This is a genomic window from Klebsiella sp. 64, assembly GCF_018223915.1.
Taxonomy (GTDB): Bacteria; Pseudomonadota; Gammaproteobacteria; order Enterobacterales; family Enterobacteriaceae; genus Klebsiella; species Klebsiella pneumoniae.
On the sequence record NZ_JAGRQZ010000036.1, the window covers coordinates 131,171 to 154,928 of the forward strand.

21 protein-coding genes are annotated in these 23,758 nt (G+C 57.8%); 7 read left to right on the forward strand and 14 right to left on the reverse strand.

The features are described 5' to 3' along the window. Window positions 1–177 precede the first annotated feature (177 nt). Window positions 178–522, forward strand: coding sequence for a YejG family protein (locus tag KHQ23_RS22855; RefSeq protein ID WP_002912974.1), 345 nt, complete (start codon window positions 178–180; stop codon window positions 520–522). A gap of 3 nt (window positions 523–525) precedes the next feature. Here KHQ23_RS22855 and yejF read toward each other — a convergent pair whose 3' ends face one another. The 9 genes from yejF to KHQ23_RS22900 all read right to left on the reverse strand — a co-directional run bounded on the left by yejF (window position 526) and on the right by KHQ23_RS22900 (window position 12,182). Next, window positions 526–2,115 (reverse strand): microcin C ABC transporter ATP-binding protein YejF, encoded by a 1,590-nt coding sequence (gene yejF, locus KHQ23_RS22860; protein WP_009486449.1) that lies wholly within the window; start codon window positions 2,113–2,115, stop codon window positions 526–528. A gap of 1 nt (window position 2,116) precedes the next feature. Continuing rightward, window positions 2,117–3,142, reverse strand: coding sequence for a microcin C ABC transporter permease (locus KHQ23_RS22865; RefSeq protein ID WP_002912972.1), 1,026 nt, complete (start codon window positions 3,140–3,142; stop codon window positions 2,117–2,119). Continuing rightward, window positions 3,142–4,236 carry a microcin C ABC transporter permease YejB gene (locus KHQ23_RS22870; protein WP_004200501.1) on the reverse strand — a complete coding sequence of 365 codons (1,095 nt, stop codon included), beginning with the start codon at window positions 4,234–4,236 and terminating at the stop codon, window positions 3,142–3,144. The genes KHQ23_RS22865 and KHQ23_RS22870 overlap by 1 nt, the downstream gene beginning before the upstream one ends. Before the next feature lie 9 nt (window positions 4,237–4,245). Beyond that, window positions 4,246–6,051 (reverse strand): extracellular solute-binding protein, encoded by a 1,806-nt coding sequence (locus KHQ23_RS22875; protein ID WP_016946897.1) that lies wholly within the window; start codon window positions 6,049–6,051, stop codon window positions 4,246–4,248. A 68-nt stretch (window positions 6,052–6,119) separates the two neighbouring features. Next, window positions 6,120–7,682, reverse strand: a complete 1,563-nt coding sequence (locus tag KHQ23_RS22880; protein ID WP_032434869.1) for a cyclic di-GMP phosphodiesterase — start codon at window positions 7,680–7,682, stop codon at window positions 6,120–6,122. Window positions 7,683–7,870: 188 nt separating this feature from the next. Next, a complete protein-coding gene (gene mepS, locus KHQ23_RS22885; RefSeq protein WP_002912967.1) occupies window positions 7,871–8,440 on the reverse strand; it encodes a bifunctional murein DD-endopeptidase/murein LD-carboxypeptidase in 570 nt (189 codons plus the stop codon). A 426-nt stretch (window positions 8,441–8,866) separates the two neighbouring features. Further along, a complete protein-coding gene (locus KHQ23_RS22890) occupies window positions 8,867–9,580 on the reverse strand; it encodes a phosphatase PAP2 family protein (RefSeq protein ID WP_002912965.1) in 714 nt (237 codons plus the stop codon). Window positions 9,581–9,617: 37 nt separating this feature from the next. Continuing rightward, entirely contained in the window at window positions 9,618–10,595 is a 978-nt protein-coding gene (locus KHQ23_RS22895; RefSeq protein ID WP_004151119.1) for a GTP-binding protein, read from the reverse strand. A gap of 120 nt (window positions 10,596–10,715) precedes the next feature. Beyond that, complete coding sequence (locus KHQ23_RS22900) at window positions 10,716–12,182, reverse strand: mannitol dehydrogenase family protein (RefSeq protein WP_004200498.1); 1,467 nt, start codon at window positions 12,180–12,182, stop codon at window positions 10,716–10,718. Between the two features lie 207 nt (window positions 12,183–12,389). Between KHQ23_RS22900 and uxuA the strand changes: the two genes are divergently transcribed. After that, the gene (gene uxuA / locus KHQ23_RS22905; RefSeq protein WP_211776935.1) at window positions 12,390–13,580 is read left to right on the forward strand and encodes a mannonate dehydratase; all 1,191 of its coding nucleotides are present in this window, start codon (window positions 12,390–12,392) and stop codon (window positions 13,578–13,580) included. Between the two features lie 70 nt (window positions 13,581–13,650). Here uxuA and yeiP read toward each other — a convergent pair whose 3' ends face one another. After that, complete coding sequence (gene yeiP, locus KHQ23_RS22910; RefSeq protein ID WP_002912951.1) at window positions 13,651–14,223, reverse strand: elongation factor P-like protein YeiP; 573 nt, start codon at window positions 14,221–14,223, stop codon at window positions 13,651–13,653. Window positions 14,224–14,370: 147 nt separating this feature from the next. Between yeiP and KHQ23_RS22915 the strand changes: the two genes are divergently transcribed. Next, window positions 14,371–14,625, forward strand: a complete 255-nt coding sequence (locus tag KHQ23_RS22915; RefSeq protein WP_004151121.1) for a YkgJ family cysteine cluster protein — start codon at window positions 14,371–14,373, stop codon at window positions 14,623–14,625. A gap of 108 nt (window positions 14,626–14,733) precedes the next feature. On the opposite strand, the gene KHQ23_RS26505 is transcribed toward KHQ23_RS22915, so the two are convergent. Then, a complete protein-coding gene (locus KHQ23_RS26505; protein ID WP_002912949.1) occupies window positions 14,734–14,868 on the reverse strand; it encodes a hypothetical protein in 135 nt (44 codons plus the stop codon). 288 nt (window positions 14,869–15,156) lie between these two features. Between KHQ23_RS26505 and KHQ23_RS22920 the strand changes: the two genes are divergently transcribed. After that, window positions 15,157–15,843, forward strand: coding sequence for a hypothetical protein (locus tag KHQ23_RS22920; protein ID WP_014343350.1), 687 nt, complete (start codon window positions 15,157–15,159; stop codon window positions 15,841–15,843). Between the two features lie 359 nt (window positions 15,844–16,202). Here KHQ23_RS22920 and setB read toward each other — a convergent pair whose 3' ends face one another. After that, a complete protein-coding gene (gene setB, locus KHQ23_RS22925; RefSeq protein ID WP_004151122.1) occupies window positions 16,203–17,384 on the reverse strand; it encodes a sugar efflux transporter SetB in 1,182 nt (393 codons plus the stop codon). 336 nt (window positions 17,385–17,720) lie between these two features. On the opposite strand from setB, the gene fruB reads away from it, so the two are divergent. The 3 genes from fruB to fruA are packed head-to-tail and all read left to right on the forward strand — an operon-like array spanning window position 17,721 to window position 21,501. After that, the gene (fruB, locus tag KHQ23_RS22930; protein WP_040175659.1) at window positions 17,721–18,851 is read left to right on the forward strand and encodes a fused PTS fructose transporter subunit IIA/HPr protein; all 1,131 of its coding nucleotides are present in this window, start codon (window positions 17,721–17,723) and stop codon (window positions 18,849–18,851) included. Then, complete coding sequence (gene fruK / locus KHQ23_RS22935; RefSeq protein ID WP_002912941.1) at window positions 18,852–19,790, forward strand: 1-phosphofructokinase; 939 nt, start codon at window positions 18,852–18,854, stop codon at window positions 19,788–19,790. A gap of 16 nt (window positions 19,791–19,806) precedes the next feature. Beyond that, a complete protein-coding gene (gene fruA, locus KHQ23_RS22940) occupies window positions 19,807–21,501 on the forward strand; it encodes a PTS fructose transporter subunit IIBC (RefSeq protein ID WP_002912939.1) in 1,695 nt (564 codons plus the stop codon). 51 nt (window positions 21,502–21,552) lie between these two features. Here the strand turns inward: fruA and nfo are convergent, their stop codons facing one another. Both nfo and KHQ23_RS22950 read right to left on the reverse strand, forming a co-directional pair. Beyond that, complete coding sequence (gene nfo / locus KHQ23_RS22945) at window positions 21,553–22,407, reverse strand: deoxyribonuclease IV (protein ID WP_002912937.1); 855 nt, start codon at window positions 22,405–22,407, stop codon at window positions 21,553–21,555. Window positions 22,408–22,478: 71 nt separating this feature from the next. Next, window positions 22,479–23,528, reverse strand: a complete 1,050-nt coding sequence (locus KHQ23_RS22950; protein WP_002912935.1) for a YeiH family protein — start codon at window positions 23,526–23,528, stop codon at window positions 22,479–22,481. Window positions 23,529–23,758: the final 230 nt, after the last annotated feature.

Sequence of the window (23,758 nt, forward strand, 5' to 3'; positions counted from 1 at the left end):
TACATATAGCGCCAATCGGCTCGCCGGGTATAAAAAATAAAGCGCTGGATTATAAGCGCTTAACCCTGGTCCGCCGCCGCTGTAAACGTTTTCTGCCTCAAGGCAGGACTATTTGTCAACAGTGTGTTAATATTGATGTAAATTTATTGTGAAGCCTTTTGCTTCCGGGGAAACCAAGTGAATACACAACAACTCTCTATCGTACACCGTCTGCCGCAGAGCTATCGCTGGCTGGCCGGTTTTGCGGGTTCCAGAGTTGAACCGATTCCGCAAAACGGCGCGCAGAACGAGAACAGTCTCGTTGCCCTGAAATTGCTGAGCCCGGACGGTGAGAAAGCCTGGCCGGTGATGCATAAGCTCAGCCAGGCGTTAAGCGACATCGAAGTCGACTGTTCCGTGCTGGAGTGCGAAGGCGAACCCTGCCTGTTCGTTAACCTGCAGGATGAGTTTGCCGCCACCTGTCGTCTGAAAAACTTTGGCGTGGCCATCGCCGAGCCCTTCTCCGGCAATAACCCTTTCTGACCGTCAGCTTAGCGTCAGCAGCTGGCGGGTATACTCATGCCGGGGTGCGCTGAAGACGGACTTGCACTCGCCCTGTTCGACCACCTCTCCCTGACGCAGCACCATCACCTGGTGACACAGCGCCCGCACCACGCCTAAATCATGGCTGATAAAAATATAGGCCAGCTGATGCTTTCGCTGTAAGGCTTTCAGCAGGTTCAGAATCTGCGCCTGAACGGTTTTGTCCAGCGATGAGGTCGGTTCATCGAGGACGATCAGCTGCGGTTTGACGATCAACGCTCTGGCGATGGCGATACGCTGTCGCTGGCCACCGGAGAACGCCGCCGGATAGCGCTGGCGGCTGGCCGGGTCGAGGCCGACCTCCTGCATGGCAAGGATCACCGCCTGTTCGCGTTCGGCCGCCGTCAGCGTCGGCTGGTGGACGCGCAAGCCTTCCTCAATGATCTGCTGCGCCGTGAGGCGCGGATTGAGCGACGAGTTCGGATCCTGAAAAACCACCTGCATCTGTCGGCGCAGCGGTAGCAGCTGTCGGCGGTTACGCCCCTGAATCGGCTGGCCGGCGAAGGTTATCTTGCCCCCGGACGGGATCAGGCGCAGCAGGGCCAGGCCGGTGGTGCTTTTACCGGAACCCGATTCCCCCACCAGGCCCAGCGTCTCGCCGGCGCGCAGCTGAAAGCTGAGGCTGTTGACCACCCGATGATGATCGACCACCCGACGCAGGATCCCTTTGCGAACGGGAAACGCCACCTTTAAATCGTCCGCCTGCAGCAGCACCGGGGCATCGGCGGCCAGCGGCACCGGCTCCCCGTCCGGCTCGCTATCCAGCAGGCGTTGGGTGTAGGGATGCGCTGGCGCGCTGAACAGCGCCCGACAGTCATTGTGTTCCACGCAGCGGCCGTTCTGCATTACCGCCACCCGGTCAGCCAGCTGGCGGACGATGCTCAGGTTATGAGTGATAAACAGCAGCCCCATGTTCAGCTCCTGCTTCAGCTCGCGCAGCAGTTGCAGAATTTGCGCCTGCACCGATACGTCCAGGGCGGTAGTCGGCTCGTCGGCGATCAGCAGCTCCGGGCGCGTCAGCAGCGCCATGGCGATCATCACCCGCTGGCGCTCGCCGCCGGAGAGCTGATGCGGATAGTCCGCCAGCCGCCGCGGCGCCTGACGGATCCCGACGCGCTCCAGGCAGTCGAGTATCTCCCCGCGCGCCGCCTGTTTGCGCATTCCCCGGTGTAACGACAGCACCTCGTAGAGCTGTTTTTCCAGGGTGTGCAGAGGATTGAGCGATACCATCGGCTCCTGAAAGATCATCGCGATCCGGTTGCCGCGCACGCCGCGCAGGGTCGCCTCATCCGCATGCAGCAGCGACTGGCCATGAAAACGGATGTCACCGCTGGGGTAGCTGGCCGGCGGGGTAGGGAGCAGCCGCAGCACCGACAGGGCGGAGATGCTCTTACCGGAGCCGGATTCGCCCACCAGGGCCAGCGTTTCGCCGACCGCCACCTCGAGCGACAGATTGTGCACCACGGTCTGCGTCTCACCCTGCTGGCGAAAGGCAATAGAGAGATTGTCGATAGCTAATAGCGGGTGGGTCATATTACACCGCCTTACTGGGATCAAAGGCGTCGCGAACCGCTTCACCGATAAAAATCAGTAGCGTCAGCAGCACGGCGACGGAGAGAAATGCGGCAATGCCCAGCCAGGGCGCCTGCAGGTTGTTTTTGCCCTGCAGCAGCAGCTCGCCGAGGGAGGGGGAGCCGAGCGGCAGGCCGAAGCCGAGAAAATCCAGCGACGTCAGGGTGGTAATGGAGCTGCACAGGATAAAGGGCAGAAAGGTGAGGGTCGCCACCATCGCGTTGGGCAACATATGCCGCAGGATGATCTGCCGGTCGCTAACCCCTAACGCCTGCGCCGCCCGAACATAGTCGTAGTTGCGGGTGCGGAGAAATTCCGCGCGCACCACGCCCACCAGCGTCATCCAGCCAAAGAGAACGGTGATTGCCAGCAGCCACCAGAAGCCCGGCTGCACGACGCTGGAGAGCAGGATGATCAGGAACAGCGTTGGCATGCCGGACCAGACTTCGATAAAGCGCTGTCCCCACAGGTCGATTTTACCGCCGTAGTAACCCTGTATCGCCCCGGCCAGCACCCCCAGCACGCTGGAGAACAGCGTCAGCAGCAGACCGAAGAGCACCGAGATGCGTGTCCCATAGAGGATCCGCGCCAGCACATCGCCGCCGTTGGCGTCGGTGCCGAGCCAGTTGCTGGCCGAGGGCGGCGATGGAAAGGGAACCGTGCTGGCAAAATTAATTGTCGTCGCGCCGAAGCGCACTGGCGGCCATAGCGCCCAGCCGTGAGTCGCCAGCTGCTGCTGCAGCCAGGGATCCTGATAGTCGGCGGCGGTGGCGAACGCGCCGCCGAAGGTTTGCTCGGTGTAGTTTTTTAACACCGGGACGTACAGCTGGCCCCGGTACTGCACCAGCAGCGGGCGATCGTTGGCCAGCAGCTCGGCGCCCAGGCTGCAAAGAAAGAGAATTAAAAACAGCCACAGCGACCAGTAGCCGCGACGGTTGTGGCGAAAGCGCGCCCAGCGGGCCTGATTAACGGGACTGAAGAAAGACATTAGCGGCCCTCAAAATCAATGCGCGGGTCGACCAGCGTATAGCTGATATCGCTGACGATATTCAGCAGCAGGCCAATCAGAGTGAAAATATAGAGCGTGCCGAACATCACCGGATAGTCGCGGGAGACCGTCGCTTCATAGCCCAGCAGACCCAGGCCGTTTAGCGAGAACATCACTTCGATCAGCAACGAGCCGGTAAAGAACATACTGATAAAGGTGGCCGGGAAGCCGGCAATCACCAGTAGCATGGCGTTACGGAACACGTGTCCCCAGAGGATCTGTTTCTCACCAACGCCTTTGGCGCGGGCGGTGACCACATACTGTTTGCGGATCTCGTCGAGGAAGCTGTTTTTGGTCAGCATAGTCAGCGCGGCAAAGCCGCCAATTACCGTCGCCAGCACCGGCAGGGTGATGTGCCACAGGTAGTCGAGGATCTTCTGATACCAGGGGAGGGTGTCGAAATTTGGCGAGACCAGACCGCGCAGCGGGAAGAGGTCGAAATAGCTGCCGCCGGCAAAAATCACGATCAGCAGGATGGCGAACAGAAAGGCAGGGATCGCATAGCCAATGATAATCAGCGTACTGCTCCAGATATCAAAGCGGCTGCCGTTGCTGACCGCTTTGCGGATGCCCAGCGGAATGGAGACCAGATAGATAATCAGCGTGCTCCACAGCCCGAGGCTCACCGAGACCGGCAGGCTGTCTTTAATCAGCTGCAGCACGGAGGCGCTGCGAAACAGGCTGTCGCCGAAATCAAAGCGCAGATAATCGCCCAGCATCTTCAGATAGCGCTCGTGGAGAGGTTTATCGAAGCCGTAGCGGTGGGTGATCTCGGCGATGACTTCCGGGTCGAGGCCGCGCCCGCCGCGATAGTGACCCTCGCTGATATTGCCTGCGCCGGTGCGGGCATGGCTGGCGCCCATTCCGCCGTCGCCAGCCCCCGGCATCCCGCCGCGCTGATTAAACTCGATGGCGGCGATGGCCTGATCGACCGGGCCGCCAGGCGCGATCTGGACAATAAAAAAGTTAATGGTGATGATGGCCCACAGGGTGGGGATGACTAACAGCAAACGGCGGATCAGGTAGCTGCCCATGGGATGTCCTTAGCGTCTGTCCGCGGGGAGGGTGGCCGCTTTGTTCACGTCGTACCACCAGGTATCGAGGCCGGACGAATAGATGGGGCGGGTCGCGGGGAAAGAGAACTTATTCCACCACGCGGTGCGGTCCTGCGCCATATACCACATCGGCAACATGTAGTTATTCCAGGTCAGCACACGATCCAGCGCCCGACCGAGAGGGATCAGTTTCTGCTTATTGCCCTGCCACTGCAGGATCTGCGCAATCAGCTTATCCACTACCGGGCTTTGCACCCCCGGCGCGTTGTAGCTGGAGTGAATATAGTCGGACGCCCAGGAGATTTGCAGGTCGGTCCCCGGCCAGGGCATGGCGCGCCACAGGCTTGGCATCATGTCGTAATCCCGGCTGCGGCGGCGGTTGCTGTACTGCGAATTATCAACCTGACGAATATCCATGACGATCCCCAGACGCTGTAGGTTGTGCTGAAACGGCAGCACCCAGCGGTCATTGCCCCCGGCCGGCAGCAGTAGCTCAAAGCGCAGCGGCTTGCCGGTGGCGGCGTTGACCCGGCGCTGGTTCTTCACCGTCCAGCCCGCCGCATTGAGCAGGGCGTCGGCTTTGAGTAAGTTGGCGCGATCGAAGCCATCGCCGCGGGAGACCGGCGGCTGGTAAACCTGGCTGAAGAGCTCCGAGGGCAGTTCGTTTTTCATCGGCGTCAGCAGGGCCAGCTCGGCTGCGTCGGGCAGGCTGCGGGCGGCATATTCGGTGTTCTGGAAATAGCTGTTGGCGCGCTGATAGGCGCTGTAAAACAGCGCCTTGTTCATCCATTCGAAATCGAACGCCAGGGTAATGGCCTGCCGCACCCGGCGATCGGCAAAAATCGGGCGCTGAATATTGAACGCCAGCCACTGGGTATCCTGCGCCGAGGTATTGGTATGCTCATCTTTAATGATGTAGCCGCGGCTGAAGTTGCGACCGACGTAGCGGGTAGCCCAGTTTTTGGCGACGGTCTCTTCCCGGCGATCGACGGCTCCCGCTTTAAAGGCTTCGAAAGCGACATTGTCGTCGAGATAATAGTCATAGCGCAGTGTATCGAAATTCCAGCGACCGCGGTTGACCGGCAGGTCGGCCGCCCAGTAGTCGGCGACCCGGGAATAGGTAATATATTGCCCCATTCGCCAGGCGCTGATGCGGTATGGCCCGCTGGCCAGCGGCGGCTTCGACAGCGGGTCGCTGAGTTTGTGCTGGCGCCAGAACGCCTCGGGCATCACCGGCAGGCTCAGCAGACTCAGCATGTTCTCTTTGCCGGGCTGGCCGAGGTCAATACGCACGGTCAACGGCGCGATGGCCTTCACGGTGGTGCCTTTATAAAACAGGCGAAACTGCGGCACCCCTTCGGTCATAAACTTGTTGAAGGTAAACGCCACATCGCGGGCGGTGATCGGCGTGCCGTCATGGAAGCGGGCGCGGGGGTTGAGCGCGATCTCCATCCAGGAATAGTCCTCGGCATAGCGCGCCCGCTCGGCAATTAGCGGGTAGTAGCTGCCGGGCTCATCATCCGAGGTGGTGAACAGGGTATCGTAGAGCGCCTCCGTGCGTACCGCGGGGTTGCCGCGCAGCGCATAACGGTTGAAGTTATCAAAGGTGCCGATCGCCGCCAGGGTGAGGGTGCCGCCTTTCGGCGCCCTGGGATTGACGTAATCAAAATGACTGAAACCGGCGGCGTATTTCGGTTCGCCGATAATCGCGAAGGCTACGCTTTCCTGAATGGTTTGCGCCTTAGCGTCCAGGCTAAACAGAGCCAGCAGAATCAGAAAGAGGCGCGCATACATAGGCGGCAGAATACCCTGTCATGGCCGGCCCCCATGGCCGACATCCGTTCCCGCATCATAAGTGAGACTTAGCGCGTTGTGAAATAGTTCGCGGGTTCATCGTGCGCAGCCACCAGCCCGGCCAGCGACAGCGGTCGGCTGATCCAGTACCCCTGCAGGAAATGAACGCCCTGGCCGCGAAGCCACTCCGCCTGTTCCTGGGTCTCCACCCCTTCGGCGACGGTCATTAATTTCAGCCGGCGGCTGAGGGTCAGTACCGCATCCAGCACCGGCGAGGTTACTGTTTCAGTACCAATCGCCTGCACAAAACCGCGATCGATCTTCAGATAATCGAAGTTATACCGTTCGAGATAGATCAGCGCGCTATGCCCGGTGCCGAAATCATCAATCGCGATTTCGAATCCCTGGCGGTGGAGCCAGGCGAAGTTAGCCATCGATTTTTCTTTATCAATCATCGCCCGCTCGGTTACCTCCAGCACCACGTGAAAGTGGTCGGCGGGCAGCGCGGCGGCGAAGCGCAGCATATCGTCACGGAAGCTGTCGGCCTGCAGATGGGCAGGGGAAATATTCGACCCCAGCTTCACGCCGCGCGGCAGAATACGCTTCAACACCGCAGCGTCGCTGGCGATCAGCGCGAGCAGGTGATGGGTTAGCGGCACGATCATCTGCTGGGTTTCGGCCAGGTTAATAAAAACGTCGGGCGGAATTTCACCAACCACCGGATGGCGCCAGCGCATTAGGACCTCCACGCCGCTGATACGTAGAGTCTGTGCATTAACCACCGGCTGATAAACGATGTAGAACTGGTTATTTTTGATCCCCAACAGAATAGATTTTCGCGGATCCGATTTGATCGTCAGCACGTAATAGCAGAGCAGCCCCGCCAGCAGGCCGCAGACGACCCCGAGCAGCAGAGCAAACTGCGTATTTTCCGCCAGCCAGCTGTTGGCATACAGGTAGACCTTCAGCGGTAAGCCCTCGATCTGTGCCTGGCGGATCGGCACGTTATGCAGCGTTTGCGGATCCACCAGCCGATTACTGAAGGTGGAGATAGCGGTGTGATCGATGGCCAGCGCAATGCCGCTGAAATCGTTTTGCCGTGCGGAATAGAGGATATACGGTGTGAGATTAGCGTTAATCGACACGAAAATGCCGCTGTTTTGATCGCCGGGTTTACCTACCCACAGCGCCAGCGCCGCGCTCTTCGGCATCATCGGCGTGCCTGGTAAAATCGCCATAGCAACGGGTTTGCTGATATCGATGGCCGGGATCAGCTGGCTGAGGGGCGTATTCATGGCTCCCGTAGCCGATGAGCAAAAGGCGATGCCGTTTTTGACCAGCAGGAAAGCGCGGACGTTGGGGCTGAACGCGGCGTGGGAGGTAAGCCCGGAGTCAATATTCTCGCAGGGCTGGTCCACCAGCGGCTGCAGGCCGTCAATGGTCTGGCGCAGGTCGTGAAAATAGCTTTTCAGATAGGTATTAACATTGTTGATAATGGCGTCGAAACGCTCGGCCCGGTTATGGTAGATCACCATAAACTGAATGCTCCCGGCCAACAGCGCGACGATGATCCCCACGCTCAGGCTGGTTAACCAGGTTTTACGCTGGGGCGAAAAGTAGCGAGTAAGCATAGCCAGATTCTTTCCGTATTATTGAAGCGCATCAACGGAGTGTCGGTCGTCGTTTTTCTCATTCCCACTTAAAAGACATAGCTTATTTTGCGACGTTGAGAACCAGGTGGCAAAAAAAAACACTGCCTGGGGCAGTGTTTTTTATCCCGCAGCCAGCCAAGGGATAACCGGCGGCGGTGGAGGACAGTTTACGAGCGGCTCAGGACTCGACGCGCTTCATTGTAGCGCTTTTTCCAGTATGGCTCATCCATGCTGGAGATAGTCACCCCGCTGCTGGTGGAGGCGTGAACAAACTGGTTGTTGCCGAGGTAGATCCCGACATGGCGGCCGGTAGAGCCGGCGCGAAACAGAACCAGATCGCCTGTACGCAGTTGGGCACGGGAAATCGATTTTCCGGTTTCCTGCTGTTCAGAGGTTGAACGCGGCAGTTCCAGACCAAATTGTTCGCGGAAGGTGCGCTGCACAAACGCTGAGCAGTCGATACCCTTGCGGGTGCTGCCGCCGAGGCGGTAACGCACGCCTTTCCAGCTGGCATACTGATCCATTAAACGGGACTTTACGTCCAGGTTACGGACCATCGTTTCAAATTCATCCTGAGAGGCTTGCAGTGATGATAAATCGCCACTACCCACAGCATGCGTCTCAGAATGCATATTCCTGGCGGTACTTGTTGAACTACACGCGGAAAGCAGAACCGCTACTGCAATCGCGGGGGCTACCCGCAAGATATATCTCAAAATCGGCTGAGATTTGACCATGCTGTTTATTTTCCCTTGTTGTCCTTAACGACAATGTCGTTATAAAAAATGCCAAACGTGTTAGAGCCTAAATACCCATCCGCAATGAGACAATTCCTTAAGCTTAAATTTGTGCAGTCACGCACAATTTTATTCATGCCCTGAATTAATGCTGCGGAAAAGGCAAAACGAGAACGAGATTACCCTATCAAACGCCGCATGGCGAGCGGTTTTGCGCGATTTCTTATAAGTATTTTGGTGACAAAAAGTGAATCATCGGGAAAGGCCAAAATTACGGCAATATCGGGCAAAAAACAGACAATTCCTTCATTTGTCACGGGATTAATGTGACAAGAAGATGAACGTCATGTTGAAAAAAAGGGAAAATGTAAAAAGGGACCCAAAAGGTCCCCTTATAGTTAATGACTCTTGCGGCTGCCGGAGACATTATTTGGCCGATATTCTGCTGGGTAAGTAGCGATCGAAAAAGGCGATCAATTTATCGCTCAGCGGGGTCATCAATACCCAGGGCGCGCCGATCAGCACGGCGGTCAGGGAGCCGACGGCAATATCGCTAAACCAGTGGGCGCCAATCATTACCCGCGGGAAAGCAAAGACCACAAAGATAATCAGCGCGACGCCCAGCGCGCGACGGCCAAAATAGCGCCACATAAAGCTGGCGAAGATCAGCAGCATCATCCCATGATCGCCAGGGAAGCTGTCCTTCGACGCATCCTTAGTGGGGAAGTTAACGACGTCGCTGACGCGGGTAATATCGCTAAAAAACAGAGACGGGCTGGCGCGCTGTACCGGCATCAGGTGTTGTGCGAGCTGGTTGATGATCACCGCCGCCAGCAGCATCACCAGGCCCATGATGGCGATCTGACGACGGCCTGCAGTCGGCGCCTTTAGCCAATAGCTCAGCATCAGGCAGCCCATCGCCAGCAGCGAACAGGCGTCGAAGGCGCGATTGTTGATGATCGCCAGCAGCCAGGCATAAGCATGGCTGACGCTGACGCCATGGTTAAAGAAATGGAAGATCGCGGAGTCGACCGGCAACCACGCGCCATGGTTGGCTGGCAGATACCAGGAGCAAAATAGCGCTACACCCGCGATGTTAAGCAGCAGGATTAAAGGAATTCGGTTTTTCATCATAGCCATTGCGATTTTGTGACAGTCGGCGGCAACCTTAGCCGCCTTAACTTAAACGAAGCCTCAACAACGAGGTCTGGAGTGCGTTCCAGTCGGCTTCATTCGCGGAAATAAGCTCGATCCGACTATCGGGCGGAGCGACGCTGAGGGTCTCGATATGGAGATCCTCCCCCTGACGGTTGATTCGCACCGCCCCCTCGGCAATGCGCATCACGCCTTTAACGCGCCCCACTGGCGCCAGCCTGGCCCATTCGAGCAGGCCGATGGTGTCAAAAACCGTCTCCGCGTCGAAGATCCAGCCGCAGCCCTGATAGCCCTGGCCATTGTTGAGATGGCGGCGCCAGCGCTGGTGTTCCGCCAGGCTGAGCGCGGCGAGGCCGGAAGAGGGGGGATGGCGGTGGGCGTGCTCCGCGCTCGCCGGCAGCGGGGCGGTGTTCCGTCGTGGCTCATCGAGCAGGGTCAGATCGATATTGCCCTGGATTGCCGACACCTTGCGACGCTCGCCGCCCCAGCGCTGCCACCAGTCGGCCAGCGCCCGGGCGCTTTCGGCGGTTTCCCGATCACTTTTATTAGCCACAATGATGTCCGCCGCGGCCAGCTGATCGCGGAAGTTGTCGTTGCTGACGGCTCTTTCATCCAGCAGCTGGCGGGGATCGAGGATGCACAGCGTGGCGCGCAGATCGATCCAGGGCTCATACACCGCCGCGGTGAGGATATCGAGGATCTGCTTTGGGTGGCCCAAACCGGTGGGTTCGATCAGCAGGCGATCGGGTTTGCCCTGGCGCAGCAGGGTGTTCAGCCCAACCTGCATCGGCAGGCCATTGACGCAGCACATGCAGCCGCCGGGGATCTCTTTGAGCAGGGCGCCGCTGTCGGCCAGCAGCGCGCCGTCTATCCCGACTTCGCCAAACTCGTTAACCAGTACGGCCCATTTTTCATCCGCAGGCTTCTGCGCCAGCAGATGAAGAATCGAGGTCGTCTTACCGCTGCCGAGAAAGCCGGTGATCAAATTGGTTCTGGTCACTCTTTTCTCCAGGATAAATGTAATGTTGTAACAGTTACGCCTATCCTGACGAAAAAAGGGGGAAAAGAGAAGTCCTGAGGCGGACAGAAGAGAATTCTGTCCGCATAAGCGCAAATATTGTTAAGAATTCAGCGCGCGGGCGACGGCCTCGCGGGCGCCGTGCGTCGCCAGCTGTTGCCAGGCGGCGCGGATCCCGGCGACAAACTGGGCGTTGTGCGGCAGGTCGCGGCCAAATATTTCCTCCAGCCCCAGCAGGGCGTCGACGCGCTGCTGCTCATCGCTCTGGGCCACCCGCTGCCGGATCTTGTCGACCAGCGGATCGCGCACGTCGATCGTCTGACCGGCGTCGTCCGTGCCGCTGACGTAGCGCATCCAGCCGGCCACGCCGAGAGCCAGCAGCGGCCAACGGCTGTCGCGCGCCAGATGTACGCGGATGCCATCGAGCATGCGCTGGGGCAGCTTCTGGCTACCGTCCATGGCGATTTGCCAGGTGCGGTGTTTGAGCGCCGGATTGCTGAAGCGGGCGATGAGACTGTCGGCATAGGCCAGCAGATCAACGCCGGTAATGGTCAGCGTCGGAGCCTGTTCGTCAAGCATCAGCTGGCGGGCGGCGCGGCGGAAGACGTCATCCCGCATGCAGTCGCTAATGTGCGCATGCCCTGCCAGATAGCCAAGCCAGGCGAGGAAAGAGTGGCTGCCGTTGAGCATCCGCAGCTTCATTTGCTCCCAGGGCAACACGTCATCGGTCATCTGCACGCCCGCCGTCTCCCAGGCGGGTCGCCCGGCGACAAAGTGATCTTCGACCACCCACTGAATGAAGGGTTCGCAACTGATGGCGCAGGGATCGTCGACCCCCAGCACGGCGGCGATTTCCGCCAGCGACTCCGGTGTGGCCGCAGGAACAATACGATCCACCATGGTGCCCGGGAAGCTGACGTTGTCGGCGATCCAGTCCGCCAGCGCCGGGCTGCGTTTTTCCGCCATGCCGAGGACGGCATTTTTTACCACGTGACCGTTGTCGGGGATATTATCGCAGGAGAGCACGGTAAAGGGCGGAAGGCCTCGTTCCCGGCGGCGGGCCAGCGCTTCAACTAAAATACCGGGAGCCGACTGCGGCAGCGTCGGATTCTCCAGATCGTGAATAATGCGCGGATGCGTCGGATCCAGTTTCCCGGTCGCCGGATCGATGCAGTAGCCTTTTTCCGTAATGGTCAGCGAGACAATCGCTACCTGCGGCTCGCAAAATTTTTCGATAATCGCCGCCAGCGAATCGAGCCTGGCGTTCAGACATTCGTGCACCGCGCCGATCACAATGGGCTGGTTGCCGTCGGCGCCTTTTTCCAGCACGGTAAACAGATGGTCCTGTTCGCGAAGCTGGCTCATCAGCGTGTCGCCGCTGAACAGACTGATTTCACAGATCCCCCAGTCGCCGCCGACGTTATTCAGCACGCGATCGGTGAGCAGCGCCTGGTGCGCACGGTGAAACGCGCCAAAGCCGAAATGGACAATACGCGAGCGGAGCTGGCTGCGATCGTATTGAGGGTATTGCACGTTCTTCGGTAGCGTAGCGGTTGCAATTGTTGTCATTCTTCCCACACCTGTTTAACTGCTTATTAACAATGCCAGTCTAAAGTTATATGACAGGAAGTTAAATTGGTAAGCCGAAATTATCCGCTGACTGTGAGCTGGATCAATCAATAGGCCAGCACTGTTTGCAGCCAGGTGAGAAACATGTATGGTAGTCGTCATGAGTGTCGCCATTATTGGTATAACAACTTTTGTGAGGGCATAGCGATGGAGCAAACCTGGCGGTGGTATGGGCCGAACGATCCGGTATCGCTTGATGATGTACGGCAGGCGGGGGCGACCGGCGTCGTCACTGCGCTGCACCATATTGCAAACGGTCAGGTATGGCCGGTCGACGAGATTAAAGCGCGTCAGGCGCTGTTAGCGGCAAAAGGGTTGACCTGGTCGGTCGTCGAAAGCATTCCCGTCCACGAGGATATTAAAACCCACAGCGGGCAGTATGCGACCTGGATTGCCAACTATCAGCAGAGCATCCGCAACCTCGCGGCCTGCGGCATCGATACCGTGTGCTACAACTTTATGCCGATCCTCGACTGGACGCGCACCGATCTGGAATATGAGCTGCCGGACGGCTCCCGGGCGCTGCGTTTCGATCAGATCGCTTTCGCCGCCTTTGAGCTGCATATCCTTAAACGCCCGGGTGCGGAAGCGGATTACAGTGAAGAAGAGCAGCGTCAGGCTGAGGTCTATTTCAAGGCGATGAGCGAAGCAGATATCGATAAACTGACCCGCAATATCATCGCCGGCCTGCCGGGAGCGGAAGAGGGCTACACCCTTGACCAGTTCCGCGCGCGTCTGGCTGAGTACGACCACATTGATAAAGCGCAGCTGCGTGAAAATATGGCCTATTTCCTGCGCGCCATCGTGCCGGTGTGCGAAGAGGTAGGGATCCGCCTGGCTGTGCATCCGGACGATCCGCCGCGGCCGATCCTTGGCCTGCCGCGTATCGTGTCGACCATCGAAGATATGCAGTGGCTGAAGGAGACGGTGGACAGCATTAATAATGGCTTCACCATGTGTACCGGATCGTATGGCGTTCGCGCCGATAACGATCTGGTGAAGATGGTGGAGACCTTTGGCGATCGCATCCATTTTACCCATCTGCGCTCTACCTGCCGTGAAGCAAACCCAAAAACCTTCCACGAGGCGGCGCACTTTAGCGGCGACGTCAATATGGTGGCGGTGGTGGATGCTATCCTGCGCGAAGAGCAGCGGCGTAAACAGGCCGGCGATCTGCGCCCGATCCCATTTCGGCCGGATCATGGTCATCAGATGCTCGACGATCTGCGCAAGAAAACCAACCCAGGCTATTCGGCGATTGGCCGTCTCAAGGGGATGGCGGAAGTGCGCGGCGTCGAGCTGGCGCTGAAAATGACCAAATACCCTGAACTGCTGTAATCGCGGCAATGGGGATAATAAAAAGGACAGCCAGCGCTGTCCTTTTTTACTGTCGGGGCGTTACCGATGATTAATCCGCGCGGCCCATATAGCGGCACTCTTCGATATGAATGCGGATTTTCTCACCGGTGGTCAGGTATTCCGGCACCTGAATCACCAGGCCGGTGCTCATGGTGGCTGGCTTGGTGCGGGAGCTGGCGGACGCACCTTTAATACCCGGCGCGGTTTCGATAATTTCCAGGTCAACGGTCTGCGGCAGCTCCAGCGCCAGCAGCTGGCCGTCCCAGGTCAGCACCTGCATGTCCGGCATCCCACCTTCCGGAATAAACTGCAGCTCTTCTTCAATCTGCTCTTTGGTAAAGGTGTAAGGGGTATAGTCTTCTTTATCCATGAACACGTATTCGTTGCCATCGACGTAGGAGAAGTCGACGAAACGGCGGGTCAGGGTGACGGTATCGACGATATCGTCGCCTTTGAAGCGCTCTTCTACTTTCAGGCCGGTGCGCACATCGGAGAAGCGCATTTTATACAGTGTCGCAGCACCGCGGGCGCTGGGTGACTGAATATCAATATTTTTCACAATCAGCAGCTTGCCGTTGTAATTCAGCACCATACCTTTTTTAATTTCATTCGCTCTTGGCATTGCAGTAATCCTGTCACTTAACGAGTCAAAAATATCGCGTAAAACTACTCGCGCCCGGGCGTTCAGGCAAGCGGATTTCGCGAGTTTTGCTATCTTCTGGCAAAACGTTTAGGCTGTGGCGCAAAATGAGCGTTTGGGAGTCGGGTTGTGGAATGTCGTACTGATTGTGGCGCATGTTGCATCGCCCCCTCTATATCATCACCGATCCCCGGCATGCCGCAGGGCAAGCCGGCTAATGTCAGGTGTGTTCAATTATCTAATGACAACCTATGTAACATTTTCGGTTCGGAACTGCGACCAAAAGTGTGCGGCAATCTTCAACCTTCGCCAGATATGTGTTCGACGGATCGTGACGCCGCTATAACTTACCTGCTTCACCTGGAGTCCAGCACGGCACCATAGGTATTTGTAGAACATTGCTTGTAAGTATATAACCTATGGTGGTGTTTATTTTGTTTTATATCAACAGGATAGGTGGCTCCTCTGAGAGGATAGCTATCACGCAGCCATTTAATCTACCAACACGTCTTCCAGGTTTTGTTGTTGAAATCTATCAGTGGCATCGACATTGAGGTCTGGCTTCAACTGCTCAATATCAAATTGAACACGAAAGCCTGTTTTCTCTGCAATATAGTCACTAAACATATTTGTACCATCAATATCCCGTCCTCTGCAGACTCGCGCTCGGGAGGAAGGGGGATAAATATCGACTTGATGAGGATAATGTTATCTGAGCGTGACAGCAGTAGGCAGTGTGAATTTTTGTATTGCTTACAAATTGTCAATCTACAGCTGAAAGTATAACGTATACACCAGTAATCAAGTGATAGGTGTTGTGATATGGATATTAATGAGTTCCCTCCGGGAGTTATCGAACATCTCGGTTGGTATGTATATCGACTGATTGATCCACGAGATGGAAGCACTTTTTACGTGGGTAAGGGAAAAGGCAATCGCGTTTTTGCTCACATGCGCGGCGAAGTGGCAGCCGCTGATGATGATGAACTGCTCAGTAATAAACTCAAGCAACTTCGTGAGATTAGATTAGCTGGTCTGGAGGTCATCCATGTAATCCATCGGCATGGTATTGCCGATGAAAAGACTGCTTATGAGGTGGAGGCTGCTCTAATCGATGCCTACCCAGGTTTGACCAATATCATGAACGGTGCTGGCAGTAACGAGTATGGCGCTGCACATATTAAAGAATTAATTGCAACGTACCAGCCTGAGACAGTGGAGTTTAAGCACAAAGCGCTGATGATATCTGTTAACAGAAGTTCAAAGGATGTTGATCTCTATGACGCAGTACGCTTCAGTTGGCGTGTAAGCCTCGAACGTGCAAGCAAAGCTGAAGTTATCCTGGCTACAGTAAAAGGAATTGTCAGAGGGGTATATGTTGCTGATGAGTGGTTAAAATCTACCCGTGACAACTTTCCTGAAATGCGCCAATGGGATGAAGATGATGAGTTTGAAGCTACTCAAAGTTCACGCTTTGGTTTTCGAGGTCGCGCGGCATCTCCTGAAATTACACAGCTCTATCTTGGTAAGAAGATCCCTGATGACCTCAGAAAGAAAGGGTCAATGTCTCCTGTGAAGTATTCACCAAATTTTGATTCCTGAACGCTAATATTTCAGTATAACTGCTTAAAGGGCGATCCGGCGTTGAATATGGGTCGCCTCCAAAACATCGAATAACTTATTGTATTTTAAATACATTTGTTTTATCTCCCGGCATTTTTTTGAGCCCCGGACCAAATAATGGTGCTGTCGATATTACTCTGGTGTCATATTGTTCAGTTATTAATGCGGAAATCCAAAATTATATTAAGATCAATAAGTTAATCATAAAGGGCAACTGCACTATAGCACTGACGACACGGATGCCTGCGCATGGCTGAAACATCTGCAGGCCGAGCTGGCTGCATTGACTCTATCATGATCATTAATCTGCATTGCCCGGCTCTGGCCGGGCAATGTGCTTACACGTCTCTTATCCGCCACAGGCAGGCCTGAGTGACAACGCCCATCGCCAGCGCAATCCAGAACACCGCGTGATAGCTCCAGATCTCCGCCACTACCCCCGCCAGTGAACCGGCGATGATCCAGCCGACGCGGGTAGTATTGGTATAGAGGGTGGTGGCCGCGCCCGCCTGCCCCGGCATCAGGTCCTGGAAATAGAGCATGCCGATCCCGGCGAGGATCCCGATATAGATGGCGTTCAGCACCTGCATCGCCAGCAGCAGCGCTGGCGTATGCACCGTCAGCATGCCGACGTAAAACAGCACCCCGGCCACTGCAGAAAGACGCATCAGAAAGCGTTTGCCGAAACGCCGGGCGTAGTAACCGGCAATCAGCATGGTCGGAATTTCCAGTCCGGCGGCGGTGCCCATCATCAGCCCCGCAAGCTTCTCCGGCAGATGCAGCTCGTTAATGATAAACAGCGGCATGTTAATGATGTACAGGCTGTTAGTACCCCACATCAGGGTGCAGATGCTGAACAGCAGCAGCGCATCGCGGCGGTGCGTGCGCGGAGCTTCCAGCCGGCCGGTCGCTACCGGCTTTGCTTTGCGCATGCTGGGCAAGAATAGCCAGACCATGATCCCGCAGACGATAAACGCCGCCGCGGCGCTGAGATACATCGCGGTAAAACCAAATCCCATCGCCAGGGCGTAGGCCAGCGGGGGACCAATCACCCATGCCAGGGAGACCTGGGCACGTAAAATGGAGCTGAACATCACCGCTTCGCGGCCGGTCCTGTCGGCATGCTCCCGCGCGAGGGCAAACATCTGCGGGTTGGCGGTCGATCCAAAGCTGCTGAGAAAAACGCCGATGAACAGCAAAATGAAATAGTTGCGGTTCCAGGCAAAGAGTACGCATGCCAGCACCCCCAGCAGACAGCAGACGACAATCAGCTGCTTGCGATCGCCCTGACGGTCGGAGCGGCCGGCGAGGAACTGACTGACCAGAATGCCAATAACCGCGCTGCCGGTAAAAAAGAAACCGACCATCGCCGGGCGGACGTGCACTTCGTTGGTCAGAAACAGGCTCAGGGTCGGGGTTTGCAGCGCCCCGGCAATGCCCGTCAGAAAGGCGACGATTAAGAAGGCGGAAGAGGTGACATCGAACCCGCGTCGGGGGAGAGCGGCGCTACGGTTTTCCATGGGTTTGGTTTTCTGTAGTTTCAGGAGACGGCGCGGAGTTTACGCCTGCTGGCTAAAAATAAACAGTAGTATGGCACGAATAATTAAAAAGGCGTTTCAAAATATAGGGTTCAGCAAAAAGCTGACGTTCGAGGCGGTCGATAGCTAAGGCTTCAGCAAAAGTGTGCAGTACCTCTAAGTTCTGCGATCAAGTCGCTGACGTACCTTGCGCGTTGAGCAAGAAAGGTACAAAATTCTTGAAACGTTTCAGCGTCATTCGGCAATCCGTTCCCCGTCAGATGGCGCCTTTTTTCTCAAGTTAGCTGAAACGATTCAATTCAGCAGGAGAGGAGAACCATGTTCCAGTTATCTGTGCAGGATATTCATCCCGGCCAGCAGGCCGGTAATAAAGAAGAGGCCATCCGGCAGGTCGCCGCCGCGCTGGTCAGCGCCGGCAACGTGGCCGATGGCTACGTGAACGGCATGCTGGCGCGCGAGCAGCAGACCTCGACCTTCCTCGGCAACGGGATTGCGATCCCGCACGGCACGACGGATACGCGTGACCAGGTGCTGAAGACCGGCGTTCAGGTGTTTCAGTTCCCGCAGGGCGTCACCTGGGGCGAAGGGCAGACCGCCTATGTGGCGATCGGGATTGCCGCCAGCTCAGATGAACACCTCGGCCTGCTGCGTCAGCTGACCCACGTGCTGAGCGATGACGCGGTCGCCGCGCAGCTGCAGTCCGCCACTACCGCGGAAGAGCTGCGCGCGCTGCTGATGGGAGAGAAGCAGAGCGAAGCGCTGAAGCTGGATAACGAGACCCTCAGTCTCGACGTCGCGGCCAGCGATCTGCTGACCCTGCAGGCGCTGAACGCGGCGCGTCTGAAAGAAGTTGGCGCTGTCGATGCCGCCTTCGTTAGCCACGTCATTAACGATACGCCGCTGAACTTCGGTCAGGGCGTCTGGCTGAACGACAGTGCGGAAGGCAATTTGCGCAGCGCCGTGGCGGTCAGCCGCGCGGCTAACGCCTTTACCCGCGACGAGCAGCCGGTTTCCCTGCTGGTCACGGTGGCGATGGCCGACGAGCAGCCGACCGCAGTGCTGAACCGTCTGAGCAAGCTGCTGCTGGACAAGAAAGCTGAACATTTGCTGAAAGCCGACGCCGCCACCGTGCTGGCGCTGCTGACCAGCGACGACGCCATTGCCGAAGATGTGCTGAGCGCCGAATTCGTGGTGCGCAATGAACACGGCCTGCATGCCCGTCCGGGCACCATGCTGGTCAACACCATTAAACAATTTTCCAGCGACATCACCGTCACCAATCTCGACGGTTCCGGCAAGCCGGCTAACGGTCGCAGCCTGATGAAGGTTGTGGCGCTGGGTGTGAAAAAAGGTCACCGTCTGCGTTTTACCGCGCAGGGTGAGGATGCGCAACAAGCGCTGGATGCGATTGGCGAAGCGATCGCCGCAGGCCTTGGGGAGGGCGCATAAATGAGCAGACGTGTAGCAACGATTACGTTAAACCCGGCATACGACCTGGTGGGATTCACCCCGGAGATTGAACGCGGCGAAGTGAACCTGGTGCGCACCACCGGCCTGCACGCCGCCGGGAAAGGCATTAATGTGGCGAAAGTGCTGAAAGATCTCGGCATTGACGTCACCGTCGGCGGTTTCCTGGGTAAAGACAACCAGGACGGCTTTCAGCAGCTGTTCAGCGAGCTGGGGATCGCCAACCGTTTCCAGGTGGTGCAGGGCCGGACCCGTATCAACGTTAAGCTGACGGAAAAAGATGGCGAAGTGACCGATTTCAACTTCTCCGGCTTTGAAGTCACCCCGGGCGACTGGGAACGCTTCGTCAACGACTCCCTGAGCTGGCTCGGGCAGTTCGATATGGTCTGCGTCAGCGGCAGCCTGCCGTCCGGCGTTAGCCCGGAAGCCTTCACCGACTGGATGACCCGTCTGCGCAGTCAGTGCCCATGCATTATTTTCGACAGCAGCCGCGAAGCGCTGGTTGCCGGACTAAAAGCGGCGCCGTGGCTGGTGAAACCGAACCGTCGCGAACTGGAAATCTGGGCTGGCCGCAAGCTGCCGGAGATGAAAGATGTTATCGACGCCGCCCATGCGCTGCGCGAGCAGGGTATTGCCCACGTGGTAATCTCCCTGGGCGAAGAGGGCGCGCTGTGGGTCAACGCCTCTGGGGAGTGGATTGCTAAACCACCTTCAGTGGAAGTAGTCAGCACCGTTGGCGCCGGCGATTCGATGGTCGGCGGCCTGATTTACGGCCTGCTGATGCGTGAATCCAGCGAGCATACCCTGCGCCTGGCGACCGCCGTCGCTGCCCTGGCCGTCAGCCAGAGCAATGTAGGAATTACCGACCGTACCCAGTTGGCCGCGATGATGGCGCGCGTCGACTTACAACCCTTTAATTGACAGCAGGAGAGGCATAATGAAAACGCTGCTGATTATTGATGCCGGACTCGGACAGGCGCGCGCCTACATGGCGAAAACCCTGCTGGGTGCCGCGGCGCCGAAAGCGCACCTTGAGCTGATTGATAACCCGAATGACGCCGAACTGGCCATCGTGCTGGGAACCGCGTTGCCGGCCGATAGCGCGCTGAATGGTAAAAACGTTTACCTGGGCGATATTAACCGTGCTGTCGCCCATCCGGAGCTGTTCCTGGGAGAAGCGAAAGACCACGCTAAGCCCTACGTTGCGCCTGCGGCGGTAGCCGTTCCGGCCGCCGCTCAGGGGCAGAAACGCATTGTCGCGGTCACCGCCTGTCCGACCGGCGTCGCCCACACCTTTATGGCGGCAGAAGCCATCGAAACCGAAGCCAAAAAACGCGGCTGGTGGGTGAAGGTGGAGACCCGCGGCTCCGTTGGGGCGGGCAATGCCATCACCCCGGAAGAGGTGGCCGAGGCGGATCTGGTGATCGTCGCTGCCGATATCGAGGTGGACCTGGCGAAATTCGCCGGCAAGCCGATGTACCGCACCACCACCGGTCTGGCGCTGAAGAAAACCGCCCAGGAGCTGGATAAAGCGGTGGCGGAAGCCAAACCGTACCAGCCATCCGGCAAACCTCAGGCGGCTGCTGAAGGGAAAAAAGAGTCGGCGGGCGCCTATCGCCACCTGCTGACCGGCGTCTCCTATATGCTGCCGATGGTAGTGGCCGGGGGCCTGTGTATCGCGCTCTCCTTTGCCTTCGGGATCAAAGCGTTTGAAGTGAAAGACACCCTGGCGGCGGCGCTGATGCAGATCGGCGGCGGCTCGGCCTTCGCGCTAATGGTGCCGGTACTGGCAGGCTTTATCGCCTTCTCCATTGCCGACCGTCCGGGTCTGACCCCGGGCCTTATCGGCGGTATGCTGGCGGTTAGCGGCGGCTCCGGCTTTATCGGCGGGATCATCGCTGGTTTCCTTGCCGGTTATGTGGCGAAAGCCATCAGCACGAAGCTGAAACTGCCGCAGAGTATGGAAGCCCTGAAGCCAATCCTGATCATTCCGCTGGTCTCCAGCCTGATCGTGGGTTTGGCAATGATCTATCTGATCGGTAAACCGGTAGCCGGTATCCTCGCCTGGCTGACCCATTGGCTGCAAACCATGGGCACCGCCAACGCGGTTCTGCTGGGCGCGATCCTCGGCGCGATGATGTGTACCGACATGGGCGGGCCGGTAAACAAAGCGGCCTATGCCTTTGGCGTTGGCCTGCTGAGTACCCAGACCTATGCGCCGATGGCGGCGATCATGGCGGCCGGTATGGTGCCACCGCTGGCGATGGGTATCGCGACGCTGGTAGCGCGCAATAAGTTCGACAAAGGGCAGCGGGAAGGGGGCAAAGCCGCGCTGGTTCTTGGCCTGTGCTTTATCTCGGAAGGGGCGATTCCTTTTGCCGCCCGTGACCCGATGCGCGTTCTGCCGTGCTGTATCGTCGGCGGCGCGGTAACCGGCGCTATCTCCATGGCGGTCGGCGCGAAACTGATGGCGCCGCACGGCGGGCTGTTTGTTCTGCTGATCCCGGGGGCGATTACGCCGGTGCTGGGCTACCTGCTGGCGATTGTTGCCGGAACGCTGGTGGCGGGCCTTGCCTACGCCGTGCTGAAACGCCCTGAGGCGCAAACAGCGGAAGTTGAAAAAGCGGCATAATCCTACCGCAATAAAAAAGGGCCGACTGTTCGGCCCTTTTTTCGTCTCTATTTACGCCACTTCGGCAATCTGCTGCGCCCGCAGCCAGGCAATCTCTTCCGCCCAGATATCCGGGTTGATGGTTTCCAGAATCAGCGGAATGCCGTCGAAGCGGCTGTCCTGCATGATCCAGCTGAAGCAATCGTGGCCGATGTTGCCTTCCCCCAGGCTGTGGTGACGGTCGACCCGGCTGCCGAAGGCGCTCTTGGCATCGTTGAGATGCATGCCGCGCAGATACTGAAAACCGACGATGCGTTCGAAGGCGGCGAAGGTTTTTTCGCAGGCTTCGGCGCTGCGCAGGTCGTAGCCGGCGGCGAAAGCATGGCAGGTATCGATGCAGACGCCGACGCGGGATTTATCTTCCACACCGTCGATGATGGCCGCGAGGTGCTCGAACTTAAAGCCGAGGTTGCTGCCCTGGCCAGCGGTGTTTTCGATCACCGCAGTAACGCCTTCGGTCTTCGCCAGCGCGATATTGATCGATTCGGCGATGCGCGCCAGGCACTCCTCCTCCGGGATCTGCTGCAGATGGCTGCCGGGGTGGAAGTTGAGCAGCGTCAGTCCCAGCTGCTGGCAGCGGGTCATTTCATCAATGAAAGCATCACGGGATTTTTCCAGCGCTTCTTCCACCGGGTGGCCAAGGTTAATCAGGTAGCTGTCGTGCGGCAGGATCTGCCCCGGGCCAAAGTGATACTTTTCACAGGCGGCTTTGAATTCGGCGATGGTCTCGTCGCTGAGCGGCGCGGCGCGCCACTGGCGCTGGTTCTTGGTGAAGAGGGCGAAGGCGGTTGCTTCGATTTCGGCGGCGCGAATGGCGGCATTGGCCAGTCCACCTGAGGCGCTCACGTGCGCTCCTACGTATTTCATAAAAAAACTCCAGTTAAAGCCGCTGGGGGGGGGGTAATGATAGCGGCTTAACTGGAGAAAGATGTAGTGCTTTATGCCATCAGGCTGTGGATAGCGACGTTAATGACCCCGCCGCCGACAATCAACCAGACGAACAGCATCAGCGCCATCAGCAGCGGTTTCGCCCCGGCTTTTTTCAGCGCGCTGACGTGGGTGGTGACCCCGAGGGCGGCCATTGCCATCGCCAGCAGGACGGTATCCAGCGTCACCAACATATCCACCACGGCTTTCGGCAGCAGATGGAAGGAGTTAAACACCGCCACCAGGATGAACATAATGGCGAACCACGGAATGGTGATTTTGCTTTTCTCGCCGTTGCCTGCCGGGGTCAGCTGTTTAACACGCGCCGCCAGGAACAGCAGGAACGGAGCCAGCATCATGACGCGCAGCATTTTGGCGATAACCGCCGCGTTCTCCGCGTCCGGGCTGACCGCATGGCCGGCGGCAACAACCTGCGCCACTTCATGCATGGTGGAGCCCATATAGATCCCGTAGGTCTCCGGGGTAAACCAGTGCGCCAGCAGCGGGTACATCGCCGGGTAGAGGAAGATGGCGATGGTACCGAAGATAACCACTGTAGCGACGGCAACCGTCACTTTACTGGCTTCGGCTTTGACCACCGGCTCGGTGGCGAGCACGGCCGCCGCGCCGCAGATGCTGCTGCCGGCGCCGATCAGCCAGCTAGTGTGTTTATCGAGACCAAACACTTTCTGGCCAAGGAAGCAGGCGATGAAAAAGGTACTGGAGAGCGTCAGAACATCAATCAAAATACCGCTCACGCCGACGTCGGCAATCTGGGCGAACGTCAGGCGAAAGCCGTAGAGGATGATCCCCAGGCGCAGCAGATGCTGCTTGGCGAAGATCACCCCGCCGTCGCAGGGCTGCCAGATTTTCGGGTAGACCGTGTTGCCGACGACCATCCCGAACAGGATAGCGAGGGTCAGGGCGCTAAAGCCCGCGCCGGCGATGGCCGGGAAACTACCGGCCCACAGGGCGGCGCCGGTCAGAGCGGCGGTCAGCGCCAGGCCTGGGACAAAATGCCACAGGGAACGATGTTTGGTGGGTAAAGTGAGTGCTGTCATAACCTTCTCCTTTGTCTGCCTAAAGGTTACGCCGCGCGGGATTAAATATAAAATTGATTATATGTTTATAATCAATCGTAATAAGTGGTTAATGGCCGCTTCGCCGGTTACAACGGGGCGAGAGCGGGTTAGGCAGAAGCGGGGCGGTCTCGCCGGCAAGACGATGATTTTGTGATATAAGCGGATTTTCCTTCCGTCAGCCGCCTCGATTTGTGTCACCATAGTAAGGA

Bases quoted from the DNA above. Each gene is read 5' to 3' on its own strand.
- yejF (WP_009486449.1), bottom strand. From the start codon at position 2,115: ATGACCCACCCGCTATTAGCTATCGACAATCTCTCTATTGCCTTTCGC.
- KHQ23_RS22865 (WP_002912972.1), bottom strand. From the start codon at position 3,142: ATGTCTTTCTTCAGTCCCGTTAATCAGGCCCGCTGGGCGCGCTTTCGC.
- KHQ23_RS22870 (WP_004200501.1), bottom strand. From the start codon at position 4,236: ATGGGCAGCTACCTGATCCGCCGTTTGCTGTTAGTCATCCCCACCCTG.
- KHQ23_RS22875 (WP_016946897.1), bottom strand. From the start codon at position 6,051: ATGTATGCGCGCCTCTTTCTGATTCTGCTGGCTCTGTTTAGCCTGGAC.
- KHQ23_RS22880 (WP_032434869.1), bottom strand. From the start codon at position 7,682: ATGCTTACTCGCTACTTTTCGCCCCAGCGTAAAACCTGGTTAACCAGC.
- mepS (WP_002912967.1), bottom strand. From the start codon at position 8,440: ATGGTCAAATCTCAGCCGATTTTGAGATATATCTTGCGGGTAGCCCCC.
- KHQ23_RS22890 (WP_002912965.1), bottom strand. From the start codon at position 9,580: ATGGCTATGATGAAAAACCGAATTCCTTTAATCCTGCTGCTTAACATC.
- KHQ23_RS22900 (WP_004200498.1), bottom strand. From the start codon at position 12,182: ATGACAACAATTGCAACCGCTACGCTACCGAAGAACGTGCAATACCCT.
- uxuA (WP_211776935.1), top strand. From the start codon at position 12,390: ATGGAGCAAACCTGGCGGTGGTATGGGCCGAACGATCCGGTATCGCTT.
- yeiP (WP_002912951.1), bottom strand. From the start codon at position 14,223: ATGCCAAGAGCGAATGAAATTAAAAAAGGTATGGTGCTGAATTACAAC.
- KHQ23_RS26505 (WP_002912949.1), bottom strand. From the start codon at position 14,868: ATGTTTAGTGACTATATTGCAGAGAAAACAGGCTTTCGTGTTCAATTT.
- setB (WP_004151122.1), bottom strand. From the start codon at position 17,384: ATGGAAAACCGTAGCGCCGCTCTCCCCCGACGCGGGTTCGATGTCACC.
- fruB (WP_040175659.1), top strand. From the start codon at position 17,721: ATGTTCCAGTTATCTGTGCAGGATATTCATCCCGGCCAGCAGGCCGGT.
- fruK (WP_002912941.1), top strand. From the start codon at position 18,852: ATGAGCAGACGTGTAGCAACGATTACGTTAAACCCGGCATACGACCTG.
- fruA (WP_002912939.1), top strand. From the start codon at position 19,807: ATGAAAACGCTGCTGATTATTGATGCCGGACTCGGACAGGCGCGCGCC.
- nfo (WP_002912937.1), bottom strand. From the start codon at position 22,407: ATGAAATACGTAGGAGCGCACGTGAGCGCCTCAGGTGGACTGGCCAAT.
- KHQ23_RS22950 (WP_002912935.1), bottom strand. From the start codon at position 23,528: ATGACAGCACTCACTTTACCCACCAAACATCGTTCCCTGTGGCATTTT.